At 45.2% G+C, this 17,786-nt stretch carries 15 protein-coding genes; 3 read left to right on the forward strand and 12 right to left on the reverse strand.

The genetic code is table 11. The annotated features are described in order from the left end of the window. Positions 1 to 3 precede the first annotated feature (3 nt). The 12 genes from J2S00_RS04740 to J2S00_RS04795 all read right to left on the reverse strand — a co-directional run bounded on the left by J2S00_RS04740 (position 4) and on the right by J2S00_RS04795 (position 14,498). On the reverse strand, positions 4 to 804 hold the full coding sequence (locus J2S00_RS04740; RefSeq protein WP_307336137.1) for a sulfite exporter TauE/SafE family protein: 801 nt from the start codon (positions 802 to 804) through the stop codon (positions 4 to 6). A 157-nt stretch (positions 805 to 961) separates the two neighbouring features. After that, positions 962 to 2,272 carry a (Fe-S)-binding protein gene (locus J2S00_RS04745; RefSeq protein ID WP_307336139.1) on the reverse strand — a complete coding sequence of 437 codons (1,311 nt, stop codon included), beginning with the start codon at positions 2,270 to 2,272 and terminating at the stop codon, positions 962 to 964. Between the two features lie 16 nt (positions 2,273 to 2,288). After that, a complete protein-coding gene (locus tag J2S00_RS04750) occupies positions 2,289 to 3,695 on the reverse strand; it encodes an FAD-binding oxidoreductase (RefSeq protein ID WP_307336141.1) in 1,407 nt (468 codons plus the stop codon). Between the two features lie 50 nt (positions 3,696 to 3,745). Continuing rightward, a complete protein-coding gene (locus J2S00_RS04755) occupies positions 3,746 to 5,707 on the reverse strand; it encodes a sigma 54-interacting transcriptional regulator (RefSeq protein ID WP_307336143.1) in 1,962 nt (653 codons plus the stop codon). A 22-nt stretch (positions 5,708 to 5,729) separates the two neighbouring features. Continuing rightward, complete coding sequence (locus J2S00_RS04760; RefSeq protein ID WP_307336146.1) at positions 5,730 to 6,995, reverse strand: pyridoxal-phosphate-dependent aminotransferase family protein; 1,266 nt, start codon at positions 6,993 to 6,995, stop codon at positions 5,730 to 5,732. A 201-nt stretch (positions 6,996 to 7,196) separates the two neighbouring features. Continuing rightward, positions 7,197 to 8,699, reverse strand: coding sequence for a tripartite tricarboxylate transporter permease (locus J2S00_RS04765; RefSeq protein WP_307336147.1), 1,503 nt, complete (start codon positions 8,697 to 8,699; stop codon positions 7,197 to 7,199). A gap of 38 nt (positions 8,700 to 8,737) precedes the next feature. Continuing rightward, on the reverse strand, positions 8,738 to 9,271 hold the full coding sequence (locus J2S00_RS04770) for a tripartite tricarboxylate transporter TctB family protein (RefSeq protein ID WP_307336149.1): 534 nt from the start codon (positions 9,269 to 9,271) through the stop codon (positions 8,738 to 8,740). A 69-nt stretch (positions 9,272 to 9,340) separates the two neighbouring features. Beyond that, positions 9,341 to 10,369, reverse strand: a complete 1,029-nt coding sequence (locus J2S00_RS04775) for a tripartite tricarboxylate transporter substrate binding protein (RefSeq protein WP_307336150.1) — start codon at positions 10,367 to 10,369, stop codon at positions 9,341 to 9,343. A gap of 310 nt (positions 10,370 to 10,679) precedes the next feature. Then, positions 10,680 to 11,894, reverse strand: a complete 1,215-nt coding sequence (locus tag J2S00_RS04780; RefSeq protein WP_307336152.1) for a CaiB/BaiF CoA transferase family protein — start codon at positions 11,892 to 11,894, stop codon at positions 10,680 to 10,682. A gap of 13 nt (positions 11,895 to 11,907) precedes the next feature. After that, on the reverse strand, positions 11,908 to 12,426 hold the full coding sequence (locus tag J2S00_RS04785; protein WP_307336154.1) for a gamma carbonic anhydrase family protein: 519 nt from the start codon (positions 12,424 to 12,426) through the stop codon (positions 11,908 to 11,910). Positions 12,427 to 12,441: 15 nt separating this feature from the next. Continuing rightward, positions 12,442 to 13,239 (reverse strand): enoyl-CoA hydratase-related protein, encoded by a 798-nt coding sequence (locus J2S00_RS04790; RefSeq protein ID WP_307336156.1) that lies wholly within the window; start codon positions 13,237 to 13,239, stop codon positions 12,442 to 12,444. Positions 13,240 to 13,313: 74 nt separating this feature from the next. Further along, a complete protein-coding gene (locus J2S00_RS04795) occupies positions 13,314 to 14,498 on the reverse strand; it encodes a CaiB/BaiF CoA transferase family protein (protein ID WP_307336159.1) in 1,185 nt (394 codons plus the stop codon). Between the two features lie 540 nt (positions 14,499 to 15,038). Here J2S00_RS04795 and J2S00_RS04800 point away from each other — a divergent pair. From J2S00_RS04800 to J2S00_RS04810, 3 genes are all read left to right on the forward strand, one after another. After that, positions 15,039 to 16,043, forward strand: coding sequence for a PdxA family dehydrogenase (locus J2S00_RS04800; protein WP_307336162.1), 1,005 nt, complete (start codon positions 15,039 to 15,041; stop codon positions 16,041 to 16,043). Positions 16,044 to 16,124: 81 nt separating this feature from the next. Then, positions 16,125 to 17,159, forward strand: coding sequence for a tripartite tricarboxylate transporter substrate binding protein (locus J2S00_RS04805; RefSeq protein WP_307336165.1), 1,035 nt, complete (start codon positions 16,125 to 16,127; stop codon positions 17,157 to 17,159). A 70-nt stretch (positions 17,160 to 17,229) separates the two neighbouring features. Beyond that, positions 17,230 to 17,775: a tripartite tricarboxylate transporter TctB family protein gene (locus tag J2S00_RS04810; protein WP_307336168.1), complete on the forward strand. Its 546-nt coding sequence runs from the start codon at positions 17,230 to 17,232 to the stop codon at positions 17,773 to 17,775. Positions 17,776 to 17,786 lie beyond the last annotated feature (11 nt).

A 17,786-nucleotide genomic window follows, 5' to 3' on the forward strand; every position in this document is an offset into this window, starting at 1 on the left:
CCCTTATCCCACAATCCCTTGCCAGATCAAGCGGATACCGATCACTATCAGCAGAATCCTTAAAATCAAGACAATCCAATTGGCATGAAGTTTAGTTGAAATCCAGGGACCCAGCCGTCCGCCAACCCAGGCCCCTGGGGCTAAGGCCAGAACATACCACCAGTTAATATTGCCATAGTAAAGATGTGTGAAGCTGCCTATGATCGAAGAGAGTAAAATAATGAACATAGAGGTCGCTGTAGCGACATGGGGCGGAAAATGAAACAATAAAATCATCATACTTATAATAAAAGCACCGCCTCCAAGACCAAATAAACCGGTTAAGATCCCGACTAAAAAAGAGACGATCAGCCCGATGCCGCGGTGATATCCATAGCGATACTCCTCACCCGTTCTTGGATCTATGTAACGCTTCGTCACACTCCAAGAAATTTCCTTCTTCTTTTTTAATCTACCCCTGAGCATCAGCATAAATGACATAAAAATCATAAAAAGGCCGCAAACAATTGCAAAACGATCGACTTCCATCCTTTGATTAATCATAGCTCCCGCAATGGCGCCTGGTCCGCTGGCCAGGAAAAAAAGCAGTCCGCACTGCACCTCCACTCGTTTTTGCTTGAGATAGGATAAGGTAGATGAGAGGGCGGTGACAATAATAACGATCAAAGAGGTGCCTACCGCAACCTGGTGGCTGACATCAAGCCAGCCAATTAATCCCAGATACAAAAGGACGGGAACCAGTATCACCCCTCCGCCCAGGCCGACCAAACTGCCAATAGTGGCCGCCGTAAGACCTAATAGCATTAAGGACAAAAAAACTGAAATCACTCATATCACTCCAAATACCCAAATTAAAGTCACTTTTGATAATTTAATTATAAACAAAAAAGACACCTTCCGCTCTTCATAGTTCTTAATCACTTTATCATTGGTGAAAGGAAGGTGCCTTTTATCAGAGACATTATCCTGTTGAAGCTTGTTTTTCAGCCCGTTCAACTGATTCGGCCAAAAGATCAACAATATGCACCACTTTTACCGAGTTCTGTAACCCTTCACTGTGCACGCCCGCCTTCATTTGCAACAGGCATCCCGGGTTGGCTGTGATAATCACATGGGCACTTGTCTCCTTGACATACCCCATCTTTTTATGAAGAATGTCGCCCGCCATTTTGGGTTGAAGTAAGTTATAGATCCCAGCTGACCCGCAACACAGGTTTGATTCTGGTAAGGGGCGATAATGGAGGTTGGCCACTCTCGAAAGAAGCTGTTCAGGAGCACGTTTAACCTGCATCACATATTGCAAATGACAAGAGGGCTGATAAGTCACCGTTTCTCCGTTTCCAACGGCTTTGGGAAGGGTCCCCTGTTCAACAATGACTTCGCTAATATCACGAATTTTATGGCAAAACGCTCTTGCCCGCTCCAACCATTCCGGTTCATGACGAAACAATTCTTCATATTCTTTTAACATGGCGCCGCATCCTCCGGCGTTGGAAATGATGTAATCCACGTCCAGCTTTTCAAACACTTCAATGTTTTTCTTGGCCAGTTCCAAGGTGGTATCTTTTTGGCCATTATGATACATGAGTGCACCGCAGCAGACTTGGTCATCTGGTACCACCACATCAAACCCTGAACGTGCCAAAAGCTCAATAGAATGGCGATTTGTTTCTCTAAACATGACATCCATGATACAGCCCCGAAAAAGGGCAACTTTGCCGGCTCGCTTGTTTTGTTCGGAGCAGCCAGGTGTAAAACTGGGAAGAGGTTTACGCTCAGATGGAGGGAGCAAATCGGGAAGCACTGCTTCCATCTGCTGGGCAGAATCGGGAAAGAGCTTTAAGATTCCCAGTTTGTGCACCAGCCACCTCAACCCGCTCTGCTGATACAGCCAAAGCAGATGTCCCAAGAACTGCAGCCGTCGGGGGTGTGGCAGGAGATGGTTGAAGAAAAAACGCTTCAATGTACGTACAAGAAACGGCGATTTTTTATGCTCCGCTATCTTTTCTTTGGCTAACATCACAATTTCAGGCACTTGCACATTGACCGGACAAGCATCCACACAAGCTGAACACAGCAAGCAGCGGCTCATCTGCTCCTCAATTTCAGCATTGACTGGAATCCTGTCTTCTAACAGGCTCCGTGCCATCAGCACCCGTCCTCTGGGCCCGTCGGCTTCTCTGCCGGTGATATCCAGAGTAGGGCAGGCGTCTCGGCAAGCACCGCACCGCACGCAGGTGTACATGGACTGTTCCGGGGTTAATGGTTTCACATGCTTCGCCTCCTTCTTAAGTTGGTAACGCCATTTTTCCAGGATTAAGGATATTATTGGGATCTAAAGTTTTTTTCAGCCGCCGCATCACATCTAAAGCCTGCCCATGCTCAATCTCCATGTACGGAGCCCGAACAATGCCCACACCGTGTTCGGCTGTTGTGGTTCCACCCAGTTCAATGGCCAGATGGTGAATCTCCTCAATCATTTGCTTAGCCTTTTCCACTTCTTGCTGATTATTGATATCAATAATCGGGGCTGTATGCAGGTTGCCATCGCCAACATGACCATAGATTCCGCAAACAATATTATAAGAGTTGGTAATCTCGTGAATGCGACGTATCGCCTCCGGCAACCTGGAGAATGGCACACATATGTCTTCCCCTCCGTAAACACGGATCCCTCCTGGTTTCAGATTACCCACTGCGGCTCCTACAATTTTTCTTGATTGCCATAAATTCTCGCATTGTTCTGGATCGTCACTAAACTTGACATAATCGGTATGAGATTTGAGCGCTTCCGAAATGGTTTTGACCTGCAAGGCAACGATATCTTTGTTTCCATCCACTTCGAACAAAAGCAGGGCTTCAGTTTCCGGTAAATTCAGGTCTGGACGCATCTTGTTAGCTGCCCGGGTAGCATAAATGTCCATAATTTCGATCGCTGACGGAATAATTCCGGAATGATAGACTGCCCTTACGCCTTCAATGGCCTGCTCGATCTTTGGAAATGAACAGAGGACAATCCCTCGTGCAGGCGGCAGAGGGAGAAGTTTTAACCTGATCCGGGTCACAATGCCTAGTGTGCCTTCCGAGCCGATCATCAAATGGGCCAGATCATAGCCAGAAACCGACTTTAGCGCTCTCGATTTTTCCCCGCCGGTCACAATCACTTCCCCGGTGGGAAGCACAATTTCCAGTCCAAGCACATATTGACGGGTAACACCGTATTTGACTGCTCGCAATCCGCTGGAATTATTAGAGATCATACCACCTACTGTACACATTTTTGAACTGCCGGGATCAGGAGGAAAAAAAAGACCGTACTTTTTGAGTGCCGCATTTAAATTGGCCTGAATGATACCTGGCTCTACAATCACTTGGAAATTTTCGTCATCCACTTCGATAATGCGGTCCATTTTGGACATATCCAGCACGATGCCCCCCTTGATTGGGACCGCTCCTCCGGTTTGACCCGTGGCTGCTCCGCGGGGGTAGAGAGGAACTTGATATTTATTGGCGAGCTGTACACAAGCCTGCACCTCGTCAGTAGAGAGGGGTATGACGACCGCTTCCGGCTCTTTGGGTTCCAGTTGGGTGGCAAAAGAAGCATCGTAGGCATAAGTCATCATATCCGTTTTGCGCCATAATACCCTCTCTTTATCGATTACACGTTGCAATTCCGAAATTATTTTTTCAATCATCACTGAACCTCCCTTACTCGCATCTGTTGAAGTTTTGCATATGGCAACCACTACAGCTTATTTCGTTTTGCTTCCTTTAACTTACGCCATAACGTCGTCCTGCTGATGCCAAGGATTTGAGCCGCTTTGGTCTGATTATAATGAGTTTCCTTGAGAACGCGAAAAATTTGATCGTATTCATGATCTCTTAAACGGCCGGGGGATAACTGCTTTTGTCCGCTTGGTTTATGAACGGTATTTTCATCAACTGGAGGAACGTTTTTTTCCGTTTCTTTTTTGTACAGTGTTTGAAACGGGGCACCGCCTGCTTCCAACACTGTTTCAAGATCAATCCAGTCATGCTGAGACAAGATCATAGCCCGCTCAATAAAATTGCGTAATTCCCGAATGTTACCAGGCCACTCGTACTGTTTCATCAAGTCCATTGCCTTTTTCTCAATGCCTTTGATTTGGCGCCGGACATATGGACGCAATTCTTTGATCAGATGTTCACAGAGCAGAGGAAAATCTTCTTTCCTTTCCCTTAGCGGGGGAACATCGATCCGTAATACATTGATGCGATAAAAGAGATCAGCTCGAAACCTCCCCTCTGCCACCATGTCTTCGAGATTCCGATTAGAAGCAGCGATCACCCGTACATCGACCGGGACAACCCGCTCATCCCCCAAACGCATGACCTGTCTCTCCTGCAATACTCTTAATAGCCGTACCTGCAAGGTTTCGTCCAGCTCTCCAATTTCATCTAGAAAAATGGTACCTCGGTGGGCCAATTCAAAGTAGCCTGCTTTTCCCTTTTTTCTGGCGCCTGTAAACGCCCCCTCCACATAGCCGAACAATTCACTTTCCAAAAGCTGTTCAGGAATCGCTGCACAATTCACAGCCACAAACGGCCCACGGGAGCGAGGACTTAAACTGTGAATAAGGTGAGCCAACACTTCCTTGCCCACCCCCGTCTCTCCTGTCACAAGAACGGTAGAGTCCACGCCGGCATACTTCTTTACTTTATTCAGGGTTTGTTGGAAAACTGGGCTTTGACCGACCACATCCCTTAATTGATAACGGGTGACATGTCCTTTGTGGTATAACTTTTGACGGATTTCCTGTTCTTGTTTTTGAAATTGGCTTAATTCATTAAACGTGCACAACACACCAATCACATTCATATTGAAATGGATTGGGACCAAATGACCAATCAGTTTCAGAGGATGCATATCGATAATTTGGTTCAGTCTCTCTTCACCGCTTTGAAGCACCTCAGTCATCTTGAAGGAAGGAAGTACTTTGTCAATCGGCCGGCCCTTAACCGACTGAGCGGAAAGATTGAGCAGCCTCTCAGCCGCTGGGTTGAATACGGTGACCGCCCCCTGTTGATCGATGGCGATCACCCCTTCTGTAATAAAATCCAATACCGTCTGCAATTGCTCTGTTTGAGCAACCTCTTTGCGCCGAACTGAAATAAGCTGCTCCGCTTCGCAGATGGCCTGGATAATCGATTCGATCCCACTGGACAAAATCACTGTGGAAATGGGTCGCCCTTTCACACTTTTTACTCTGTTTACATAAACGGATTTGCCGATTAATACATCGATCCCTTCCTGCAGAAGAGCCTCAACGGCTGATTCTACATCCTCCAATGAGTAAATAGTGTATTTTTTAATCTTGCAATTAAAAATAGCCTCTAAACTTTCAACTCCGCGCAAAACCTCTTCAGTATCCGCAATTCCAATCCGTCCACCCAAAGCAGTTGCTTGCACATAGGCACGAAGCAAGTCATATCCTGAAATGGGAATAGAGACAACTGGGATAGAGAGGTTAGCTTCACTGATCTTCCATGCCGCAGTGCCCCGGCTGATAATCACTTCTGCCCCATTTCTTTCTGCTTCTTTCGCTCTCGTGACCGCCTCATCGACCGAACAGGTTATAATAGGAATCTCTTTCCCTAATGTTTCACACGCTTTGTTCGCAGTTTGAGCCAGCTCTTCGAATGGTGCGATGATGACGATGGAAGCCATACCATTCCCCCATTTTCACCAATTAAACTTGAGCAAAAGGATTTTCTACCTTTTCATAGTGATGATCAGCCCAGTAGCGTTGGGCTGCCTCGACAGCTGTACCAAATTTCACATCATAACCAATAACATGTAATCCCAGCTCCAACGTGCTGAGCATTTTGAGTACATCGGCGGTATCTGTATAGCCCATATGTCCAAGCCGGAGTAACTTGCCTTTTAATTGACCCAATCCTCCGCCTACTGCTACATGAAAGGTCTGTCTCAGCATTTTGCGGAATTCATTTGCATCGTACCGGTCAAAAATGACAGAAGTGAGTGTAGGACTGGCTGCATGGTCTTCCACTAGAAGAGGAAGTCCCAGAGCGCGTACTCCGGCACGGGTCATTTCGCGCAAACAAGCATGACGTTTATAGGCGTTTTCGATCCCTTCCTCAGCAATCATCTTGCAAGATTGGAGCAATCCATTGACCAGAGCGATATTAGGGGTATAGGGGGTGTGTCCTCCTGGCAACAAGTCCCGGTACTTTTTCAAATCAAGATAAAATGATGGACATTGATGTTGATCCATGACTCGCCAGGCTTTTTCGCTCACAGTGACGAGAGCAATACCTGGGGGGAGCATCAAGGCTTTTTGCCCTCCTGTTGCCACCACATCCAAATGCCAATCATCCATATACAGAGGGGTCCCGACGATCGAACTGACCGCATCCACAACCAGCACAGCATCGTAATTTTTCACGATAGCCCCAATCGATTGAATGTCATTGATCGCTCCTGTAGAAGTTTCACAATGAGTGACAAAGACTGCTTTCACTTCAGGGTTAGCATCAAGAGTGCGCCGCACATCTTCTGGGTCTATGATCTGGCCCCATGGAGCATCGATGCGAATCACCTTGGCCCCAATATGCTCGGCGATCCCCACCAGATACTCGCCAAAGTAGCCGATGACACAAATGACAATTGTATCTGCAGGACCCACCAAATTGACCATGGCCGTCTCAAGGGCTGAAGCCCCGCTTCCACACAGCAAATAGACATCGTTTTCCGTTTGAAACACCATTTTGGAAGCTTCGGAGGCCTCTTTCAGCACTTCCTGGAATTCCTCATTCCGATAATCCATCATAGGGTGATCAAACGAACGCAATATTGTTCTCTGTATTTCCCGCGGCACTTGAACGGGACCGGGTAAGCGTAAATCCATCTTTTCACCAAACATGCTATCACTCTCCTTTTCCTTGTCACTCGTTTTTAACTCAGGTTCTTCGAAAAATTTTATTGCAAGATCCATGCCAAATTTTGATGGCGTTCAAAACCCTGTCACAATAAGTGATTCACTTCCTCTCAACTTGGAGTTGAAACAATTCTTTTTTTGATATGTTTCATAATTGAACAGCAAATTAAATGTTTTGTTTCAATTTTAAACTTTTTTTCTTACATTGGCTAGACCGATAGCCTCAATAAACCAAGGGGGGCGGCACATATCCTCCAGCTAAGCCCCAAAGGTTTGATTTTCCCGTTTTCTTCTGCTTAACAAACTCTTGATTAAAGGATAAAAGAGCGACAACAAGGCTAATACGATCAAAGTGGCACTGATGGGACGGTTGAAAAAGACCAGAAAATCACCACCCGCCATTTGAACTGCCCGACGGAATTGGTCTTCAGCCAAGGGACCCAATACCACCCCAAGGACAATGGGGGCAATGGGGAATTTGGCCTTTTCCAAGAAGTAGCCTAAAACCCCAAAAGCAAACATCACCCACAGATCAAATACATTGTTGCGGATGGCAAATGTGCCTATGATGCAGAACATCAAAATCACAGGACCTAAATAGTAATATGGGATTTTGAGCACCTGGGCAAAGAGCATGATGAACGGCTTGGCTAACACCAAAATAAAAATAATAGAGAGCAACAGACCGATAAAAATACTGTAAACCAACTGTGAATTATTGGTGATCAGGAGAGGACCGGGCTGTATGCCGTGTAAGATGAAGGCTCCCAGGATGACAGCAGTGGTGGCACTTCCCGGTATGCCTAAAGCAAGCAGGGGGACCATTGCGCCCATGGCCGCCGCATTATTTCCCGACTCAGGTGCTGCAATCCCTTCCGGAACACCTGTGCCAAATTTTTTGGGGTGTTTAGACCAGCGAACGGCCTCACTGTAACACATCATCGCTGCGGTGGTTGCACCCGCGCCAGGCAGTATACCTATCATTGTACCGATAATAGAGGACCGGCCAATCGTGGCGGTTAAACTTTTAATCAGATTTAGCCCTGGAATCTTAGAGGTCACCTTTTTGATTTGTTCTTTAATGGCGTGATCTTGTTGGGCCCGGCGCAAGACTTCCGATACGGCAAATAATCCGATCAAGATCGGAATAAAATTAATCCCGCCTGTCAGCTTGGGCATGTCAAACGTGAAACGTTGAACGCCGGACATGGAGTCAATCCCTATAGTGGCGATAAACAGGCCAAACAGAACACCGATTAGTCCTTTGATTACCTGCTTGTTACTCAAGGCGGCAACAACGGTTAATCCCAAAAAGGCCAAAGCAAAGTATTCAGGTGCTGCAAATTCCAAAGCCACTTTGGCTAAATACGGCGTGAGGAAAATTAAGATCAACGTTCCGATCAAGCCGCCTGAGGCGGAACTGAAAATGGCAATCCCCAATGCTTTTCCCGCTTCTCCCCTGCGAGCCATCGGGTACCCGTCAAAGACAGTAGCGACCGCCTCCGGTGCCCCAGGTGTGCGGAACAAAATGGCACTGATTGAACCGGAAAACACAGCAGTGGCATAGATGGCTGTCAGGATGAGAAAGGCAGAAGTGGTATCCATCCCATATGTGATCGGAATAAGAATAATAACAAGCATGGTGCCGCTGATCCCCGGAGTAGCACCGCCAAAAAAACCAATCAGGACACCGAAAAACAAGGCAATCAGATAGATTGGGTGTAGTACATTAAGCAAACCCGCCAAGAGCTCGGCAAACATGCACCCATCCTCCTTTTTTCACTAATCTCTCTTAATAGTTAGTAGAAAAACAGGCTGAGTTCCCTGAAGAAGCCAACCCCTCTGGGCAAAGGTAAATGAAGGAGCTTGGTAAAAATAAACACAAAAACAGCGGTGCTGATAACAGAGGCTCCCAACAACGGAATCCATTTTTTCACACCCATCACCCAAGAGACGACGAGAATGAACAATAAAGAGGCGAGAATAAAGCCTAGGTAAGGAAGGGTGATAATAAACACCGTTAAGGACAATATGATCGCCCATAACCGAAAAGGATACTTCAGTTCTGGTTCATATACGGATACATGTTCTTCTTCCTCTACTGTTTGCTCGGTCTCAGTTTGACCAGATTCCCGTTTTTGCATGCGGGCTTCTATCAATGTTTTGGCCAATAGAATGATGCCCAGCACTAACATCAGACTCAAGATAAACGTGGGCCAAAAGTTTGGTGGAACAGCCGTTTGAGCACGCGAATCAGGAATCTGAATGGCCTGAATCAGGAAAAAGAATGAAAACACGATGGTCACAATGGCGATGACCAAGTTGGATTTCATACGTCTACCTCCCTGTTCAAGTTCTTAAAGCTTAGAAGCAAAAGGAAAAAGAGGAAGGTCCTCTTTTTCCTACTCTTCCAGGCTTTTGATAATCTCGGTATAGGTTTCAATCTGTTCAGCTAACAGCGCCCGGTAATCTTCAGCATTTAACCATCCCTCTCTTAGATGTAAAAATGAATTTTGTTCATATTCCTTATAGCCAGGGCGGTCCTTTGCTTCTTCTAAAGCTTTTTCCAAAATTTCAACAATTTCTTGAGGGGTATCACCATGAACCATAATACCGCGGGAAAGCCCGTCTGTTAAATTGATTCCTATTTCAACAGTAGTCGGAATATCTGGGAACTCATCCACTCGTTCTTCAGCAAATACAACCAGGGGGATGATTTCTTCAGTTCTGATATAGTCAATGGTGGGCCCGAACTCTTCAAACTGGGCATCAATATGTCCTCCCAGGAGCGCCGCATGCATTTCCCCTGCGCCCTCAAAAGGAACATAATTCAGCTCAATTCCAGCTTCTTGTTCAAAGCGACGAACAGTAAGCTCATCAAAAGCTCCGGCACCTGTTCCGCCAATGCTGACTTGGCCAGGGTTTTCCTTAGCATAATCAATTAACTCTTCAATCGTTGCAAAGGAACCTCCTGCCTTAACCTGGATGGTTGCCGTATCAGCTTGAATACGGGCTACCGGAGTGTAGGAGTCCAGGCCATAGGGATTCAGCCCGTTAGCATGGGCTATCGTATAGTTTGAAGTGGGATACAACGTATAGCCATCTGCTGGTTGTTCTTGTACATACATCCCGGCCACCGCCTCTGAAGATCCTTCCATGTTTACCACATTGATCGTCACACCGAGAAGATCCTCCAATTCAGCCGCGATGGCCCTGGCAAAGTTGTCAGTTCCTCCTCCTGCTCCCCAGCCAACGACCATCTCAATTGGGCGTGTAGGATAATCGACTGCAGCAGTGTCTTGTGGCCCTTCAGCTTCTTGATCTCCTTCCTGCTCCACTGACTGTCCGGTTTCAGTTCCACCACAGCCATACAACACCACACTTACCGCCAGCGTCAGAATGAGTAATAGGATCCATTGCTTTTTGAGCATCTTTTCTTTCCCCCTTGTGAGAGATTTTTGATGGGTTGCGTCAAACATGTCATTCAAACCATCCCCTTTCTCCCTGCGGACATCCCTCCTTTCAGTTTTCCTCTGCCTTGAGGATATGGGCGTTAATCTTACCAAAAATGATAACAATCTACTGTTTTAGAATCCACTATATTTTCTATAAATTTAAAAAAGATGATCCCTCTTAAAAGATTTATCGATAGTCGACAAAATAGGGGGACAAACGAGCCACAGCGTCCGGATGATTCACTATCATGCTTGTTTGGCCCCCTTCACATCAATCACTCTTCATTTAGTTATTAACCTTCTGACCATTGTAGACCTTGACGATATTTTTTTCAGCCAGTTCCTTAATTTTCTTTTCTTCCAAACCAACATATTTAGTCAAAATCTCTTCCGTATGCTGGCCAAGGAGCGGTGGATGATCTTTAATCTCACCCGGTGTGTCAGACAATTTAACTGGTATGCCTGTCATTTTGACTTTCCCGGCAGTTGGGTGTTCAACTTCAACCAGTTGTTCACGGGCAAGGACATGGGGATCGGTAAATATTTCGCTTAATTTGAGAACAGGTCCAGCAGGAATACCCGCTTCCTCAAACGCCTCCACCCATTCCTTGCTTGTTCTTTTCAGGAAGATGTTCTGCAGATATGGAATGAGTTCCTCCCGGTGGCGCACCCGGTCAGCATTGGTTTTATACTTGGGGTGATCAATTAACTCCTCTTCCCCGATCACTTGGCAGAACTTGGCCCATAAGGAGTCATTGCCAACAGCCACGTTAAAATATCCATCAGCCGATTCAAATAATTGATAAGGGACGATATTGGGATGCGCCCCTCCTTGAGGCTCAGGATCCTTGCCGCTGGCAAAATAATTCCCAGCGAGATAGGTTTGCCAGGAAATCATTGTATCGAGTAAGGAAACATCAATCCATTGCCCCTGACCTGTTTTCTCACGGGCAATTAAGGCACTCTGAATCCCGATTACAGCCCACATTCCTGTGCCAATATCAGCGATTGAAAAACCGGCTTTAACGGGAGGGCGTCCAGGCTCTCCAGTGACGCTCGTTAGTCCGCCCACGCCTTGAGCGATGACATCATAACCTGGTTTGTTCCGGTAGGGACCTGTTTGCCCATATCCTGAAATGGAAGCCAGGATGATGCGGGGATTAACTTCCTTCAGTACATCATAGCCAATCTTCAAACGATCAAGGGTACCAGGGCGGAAGTTTTCGACAACAACATCTGCTTCTTTTACCATTTTTAGAAATATCTCCCGCCCTTCTTCTGTTTTCAGATTGAGCACGATGCTTTTTTTATTTCGGTTAACACTCAGAAAATAAGCGCTTTCCTCAACGACAAATGGCGGCCCCCACCCGCGGGTATCATCACCGTTTGGGGGCTCAACCTTAATCACTTCTGCTCCCAGATCAGCAAGGGTCATCGTGCAATAAGGGCCGCTCAATATTCGGGATAAATCAATAACTCTAATTCCATCCAAGGGTCTCATGGTTGTTCACTCCTCACTCTTTTATCTGTTCCTCGGTGTATAACTTGCCTCTTTCGATATAATGAGAAGCACCTTCTTGTACTCTCTTCATATTTTCCTCCGACAGTTTGCGTAATGGCTTGGCAGGAACTCCTGCAACAAGCATTCCCGGCTCAATCACCTTCCCCTCGGGTACAACTGCGCCCGCAGCAATAAGGGCTCCTTTTCCGATGACCGCCCCATTTAAAATGGTCGCTCCCATCCCGATCAAAGCCCCATCTTCAACGGTACAGCCATGTAAGATTACATTATGCCCCACTGTCACGTTATCTCCTACCTTCACCGGATAGCCTGGATCTACGTGAACGATGGTCCCGTCCTGGATATTGGATCCTTTTCCAATGATAATAGGAGCATTATCTCCGCGGAGGACCGCATTAAACCAAATAGTTGAATCCTCCCCTACGGTGATGTCTCCGATCAGTTTTGCTCCTGGCGCAATGTAAGCGGACGGATGTAACTGAGGGGTTTTTCCTTTAAATGAGTAAAGCATATGCCAACTCCCTTTCTATACTTCTTTAAAGTTAGGTTTTCTTTTCTCCAAGAAGGCACGGACGCCTTCTTTGTAATCATCCGACTCGAACGAGTCTAAAATCATCTGGGCAATCTCAGGTGATTCATCCTGAGCCCCGTTTAAAATTTCATGGATAATACGTTTGGATCCTTTAATGGAGCGCTGGGCCCTTTCTGTTAACGTCTTGGCATACTCATACGTTTTTTCCACAATCTCATCATCGGCATAAACCCGTTCGACTAAACCATACTCATACGCTTCTTTGGCATCCAGCAGACGTCCGGAGAACAAGATGTCCTTGGCACGTGCCGGCCCAACAAGGTCGACCAGATTTTTCGTTGGAGATAAATTGTAGACAATTCCCAACTTGGCCGGTGTAATTCCAAACAGCCCCGTTTCTGAGCTGAAACGCATATCGCAAGCGAGCGCCAGTTCCAACCCTCCACCAACACAATATTTCTGGATCATTGCGATCGTAGGCTTTGGAAAATGGATCAGTTTTTCTTCAACAGCAAGCACACTGTCATTATAGGTTTTGGCCCCTTCAGCCGTATAACGTACAGTTTTAAACTCACTGATATCTGCTCCGGCTGCAAAGGCGGTTTCATCAACACCGCGAATGATCAAAACTTTTACTTCCCTATCTTCTTGCAATTCTTCCAATGCGTCCCCAATCATGTTCCACATCCCTAGATAGAACGCATTGCGCTTTTCTGGACGATTAAAATAAAGAGTGGCAATTCCTTCTTTTTTTTCATAGAAAACATCGGGCTTTGACTCTACTTTTGGCATTCTATTTCCTCCTTTAGACTAATGTTCTATATATAATAAAAACTAAAAAATTGATAATCATGTCCTAAATAGGATTAGATCACCTCATCCTTTTTCAAACGTGCAATTTCTTCCCCTGAAAAATTCAATTCTTTAAGCACTTCTTCGGTATGTTGTCCAAGGGTAGGGGCAGGACGGTGAATCGTTCCTGGGGTTCCGGACAGTTTAGCCGGAATGCCAAGCATTTTAATGGTCCCTGCCACCGGATGTTCCACCTCTTCTACCATATTGCGGGACAGGATATGCTCATTATTTAAGGTTTGATCATAGGTGAGAATTGGTCCGCCAGGTACTCCGGCTTGCTCCATTTTAGTGACCCAATACTCAGTGGTCTCATTCACGAAGATCTCTTCAATTAATTTCTCTAATTCGTCCACATGTTTTTGGCGGTCCTGATTCGTGACAAAGCGCGGATCCTCAATCCATTCCGGCTTATTCACCACAAGCTTGCAAAAATTTTCCCATGTTCTCTGATTGGCTGCTCCTACCAATACATACCCGTCTTTCGTTTTGATTCCTTGATAAGGTGCGCTGACCCGATGACGTGTCCCGGTGCGCTGGGGCACTTCTCCAGCTCCGAAATAAGCTGCAGCTTCCCAGATGGTCCAGGCCAGGCCAGATTCAACCAATGAGACATCAATATATTGTCCCTGGCCTGTCTCCAGCTTATGGATATATGCGGCCAAAATATTGTATACCGCCGTCATGGACGCAGCGATATCATGTATGGCAATCCCCACCTTACAAGGCCCTCCATCCTTTTCACCGGTCATGCTCATAATACCTGACATCCCCTGCGCCATGATGTCAAATCCGCCCTTATGGCTGTAAGGACCTGTTTGTCCGTAACCGGATATGGAGCAATAGATCAGTCCCGGATTAATTTTCCTAAGAGTGTCATAATCAATACCCAGCTTTTTTGTCACGCCTGGCCGAAAATTTTCGACAAACACATCAGCTGTCTCTACCAATTTGAGTAAAATTTCTTTCCCTTGTTCTTTTTTTAAATTAAGCCGGATTCCTTTTTTGTTCCGGTTAATCATCATATAACAATAACTTTCTCCGTTGACATAGGGGCCCATGTCCCGGGTATCGTCACCTTTTGGATATTTTTCTACTTTGATCACTTCTGCACCCAGATCACCAAGTACCATTGTGCAATAGGGCCCAGCCATGACCTGAGTTACGTCGACAATCTTCATCTTGTGTAACGCTTTCAACTGTTCCCCTCCTTTGATCTAGAATCTGTCGAAAATCATAATCTGTTGTTTTTAATTATAAACATTTTAATCTTTCGCTTTCAACATAATGTTAAGATAATTAGAAACAAATTTCCCAGTCCATTTTATTTTGTAAGGTCACGTCTCCTTTGACAGAAAGACAATCCAGATTCTTCATATTACCAGTCTCTTTTTACAGTTTGGTTTTATCATATAGTGTTTTATTTTACTCAACTTATTAAAACCTATTACAAAGCTGACCTACCTCTAGCAAAACTAAACTGGATTATTACTTACAAAATGTTTACACTGAGAGCTTTTTTCTGAAAAATTCTTTACATCACACATTTGTTATTATATAATATTCTTAAATTTTACAAAGTATACGATATTATAAAACATAGTTTTTGTTTTTGATTTCTGGTTAACCCCACATTTAGCCGACTCACTATTTTTTGCTGGGGCGGGATATGTAAGCGCTATATTCACATGTTTATCATTTCATTACAACACAACATAGAAAAGAAAGGGGTCATCTTAATGTCTAGACACAATAAGCCAACTATGGGGCTAACCCTTGGTGAAGCACCAGGAATTGGCCCTGAACTTGTGGTCAAGGCCTTACAAGATGATGAAATCAAAGCTTTAGCAACATGGGTGATCATTGGAGATGAACGTGTACTGCATCAGGGAGAGGCCATTGCCAAGCTGTCATTACCATACCAAAAAGCTTCATCTATTGATGAGGTTAACGATTCCCATCCGGTATGGCTAATCGATTTAGGAAATCTTGATCCTCAATCTTATGAATTAGGTGTCCTCTCTATCCACTCCGGAAAAATAACTGGAGAAACCTTGATTTTTGCCCTTGAATTAGCCAAAACGCAAAAGCTGGATGGAGTGGTTTATGCACCGCTTAATAAAGAGGCATTGCACAAGGGAGGATTTCATTTTCAGGACGAAATCCATTTTTTTGCCGACCTGCTAAACTGTCAGGAAGGATTTGGCGAAATTAACGTCATGGATACTTTATGGGTCACTCGCGTCACTTCTCATGTTCCCTTAAAAGAGGTGAGTGCTTTAGTCACCAAGGAAAATGTTTTAAAGACGATTCAATTTGCAGATGAAAACCTAAGAAAAGCCGGATACCAAAAACCAAAAATTTGCGTTGCAGCCTTGAATCCTCATGCAGGCGATGGCGGGCTGCTTGGAACTGAAGAAATAGAAGAAATTATTCCTGCTGTGGAAGAAGCCAAGGATAAAGGCATTGAGGTGAACGGTCCCTTTCCTGCTGATACGATTCTTTTACGTCGTGACACAGATCCATTTGACTGTTTGGTCGGGATGTATCATGACCAGGCTCAAATTGGTATGAAATTACTTGGATTTAACCGCGGCGTAACGATCAGCGGAGGTTTACCCGTCGTCTTAACCACACCGGCTCATGGTACTGCCTTTGATATTGCCGGACAGGGGATAGCTGATCCTCAACCCATGAAGGTAGCAATGAAATTAGGTGTCCGTCTCTCACAAAATTTAAATTAATGCATCATTGTTAGTCGTTTATTATTCAATATTTACTATATTTTAATATTCCAATATTCTAACGAAAGGATGAGTTTAATCATGAGTAAAAAATTGTACCTCCTAATCAGTATTCTTGTAGTTTTCAGCTTAGCTCTTATGGCCTGTAGTTCCGACAGCACGACCCAATCAACAGACGAAGCGGGAAATGGACAGGAAAATGGACAAGCTAACGAGTCTGCCAATAATGCTAGTGATTATCCTAGCCGCACAATTGAAATCTATGTTGGACATGGAGCAGGGGGAGGAACAGATATTTTTGCCCGCACGATTGGTGAACTGCTAGAAGATATCTTAGGTGTTAATATTAATGTCGTTAATCTTGAAGGTGCAGGTGGAGTTATAGCCAAAGAACATGTGGCTAATCAACCGGCAGACGGATATACCATTGCAGCCATCTCCTCCTTCCCTGTCAGTACAGCTCTAGGGACCAACCCAGCAGGATTGGATGTACTCACTCCTATCGCTCGTGTACAAGCTGATACGTACACCATTATGGTAAGATCTGATCAGTTTGAAGACTTGGATGAGTTCCTGAAGTACGCCGAAGAAAACCCGGGCCAAGTTCGAATTGGCGGTGTAAGTACCGGAAGCATGGATGAAATTAATGCAGCAAGGTTTATAGATGCTACTGGCCTTGATATGGCTTACGTTCCCTTTGATGGTTCAGGTGACATGCAAGCAGCTTTACTTGGCGGCCATGTTGAAGCGATCCTTGAAGAGCTTGGACCCGTTATTGATTATGTGGATTCAGGTGAAATAAAGCCCATTATTGTCTTTGCAGAAGAGCGTTTGGACGAGTTCCCGGATGTGCCGACCACTGTAGAAAATGGTTGGGATCTTACTCAAGGGGTTGAGAGAGGTTTCGCCATCCATATAGATACACCGCAAGAAATTATTGATCTGCTAGAAGATGCTATACGACAAGCCTACGAAACTGAAGCCTATAAAGAACATGAGAAGCAACGCTATCTCCATTTGCGCGAAGGATGGCTAGGTTCTCAAGAATACAGGGAAAAATTGGAGCAGGACATCGCCATTTACCGTGAAGTTATACAACAATTAGAATCTCAATAAATATAACCGAATCAAACAAGGGGGCAAATTATTTGCCCCTCTCCATTCATTCATTGGGAGGGAAACTTCAATGGCAGTCCCCAATCTCATACTTTCATGCATCACACTCATCTTTGCCACTGTATTTCTTATTATCGCTCAACAGTTACCTCCTGGAAGACCGGGTGCCACAACTTTAGGTCCTTCTGCCTGGCCTACGGTGATCTTAACCATCATGTGGGTGATGGGTGCTTTGCTCTTAATTAAAGCGATTATTCAATTGCGTAAAGACAAAGAAAATCAGCAGTCATCAAATGACGTCCTGAAAGACATCGTTCCAGACGATATTGATACACAAGTAAAGAAACCACAAATCGCTCATCCACACCGCCACTGGATCATTTATACCCTAATTATCCTTTATGCTCTCATCATGGGTTATATTGGCTTTACTCTCGCTTCATTTTTATTTGTGATTGCAGCAGCATGGGTGTTCGGTATGCGGAAATGGTATTTACTTGTTTTGAACGGTGCAGTTAGTACAGCAGTTATCGTCCTTTTGTTCGGAAATCTGCTCGGCGTACCCCTACCCAGAGGAATTGGAATATTAAGAGAAATAAGCTTCTTACTATATTAATGACACTAGGT

This window comes from Caldalkalibacillus uzonensis, from assembly GCF_030814135.1.
In the GTDB taxonomy this organism is placed as follows: Bacteria; Bacillota; Bacilli; order Caldalkalibacillales; family Caldalkalibacillaceae; genus Caldalkalibacillus; species Caldalkalibacillus uzonensis.

Coding starts and splice junctions, on each gene's coding strand:
- J2S00_RS04775 (WP_307336150.1), bottom strand. CDS start 10,369: ATGCTCAAAAAGCAATGGATCCTATTACTCATTCTGACGCTGGCGGTA.
- J2S00_RS04755 (WP_307336143.1), bottom strand. CDS start 5,707: ATGGCTTCCATCGTCATCATCGCACCATTCGAAGAGCTGGCTCAAACT.
- J2S00_RS04805 (WP_307336165.1), top strand. CDS start 16,125: ATGAGTAAAAAATTGTACCTCCTAATCAGTATTCTTGTAGTTTTCAGC.
- J2S00_RS04740 (WP_307336137.1), bottom strand. CDS start 804: ATGCTATTAGGTCTTACGGCGGCCACTATTGGCAGTTTGGTCGGCCTG.
- J2S00_RS04785 (WP_307336154.1), bottom strand. CDS start 12,426: ATGCTTTACTCATTTAAAGGAAAAACCCCTCAGTTACATCCGTCCGCT.
- J2S00_RS04765 (WP_307336147.1), bottom strand. CDS start 8,699: ATGTTTGCCGAGCTCTTGGCGGGTTTGCTTAATGTACTACACCCAATC.
- J2S00_RS04760 (WP_307336146.1), bottom strand. CDS start 6,995: ATGGATCTTGCAATAAAATTTTTCGAAGAACCTGAGTTAAAAACGAGT.
- J2S00_RS04800 (WP_307336162.1), top strand. CDS start 15,039: ATGTCTAGACACAATAAGCCAACTATGGGGCTAACCCTTGGTGAAGCA.
- J2S00_RS04780 (WP_307336152.1), bottom strand. CDS start 11,894: ATGAGACCCTTGGATGGAATTAGAGTTATTGATTTATCCCGAATATTG.
- J2S00_RS04770 (WP_307336149.1), bottom strand. CDS start 9,271: ATGAAATCCAACTTGGTCATCGCCATTGTGACCATCGTGTTTTCATTC.
- J2S00_RS04750 (WP_307336141.1), bottom strand. CDS start 3,695: ATGATTGAAAAAATAATTTCGGAATTGCAACGTGTAATCGATAAAGAG.
- J2S00_RS04790 (WP_307336156.1), bottom strand. CDS start 13,239: ATGCCAAAAGTAGAGTCAAAGCCCGATGTTTTCTATGAAAAAAAAGAA.
- J2S00_RS04810 (WP_307336168.1), top strand. CDS start 17,230: ATGGCAGTCCCCAATCTCATACTTTCATGCATCACACTCATCTTTGCC.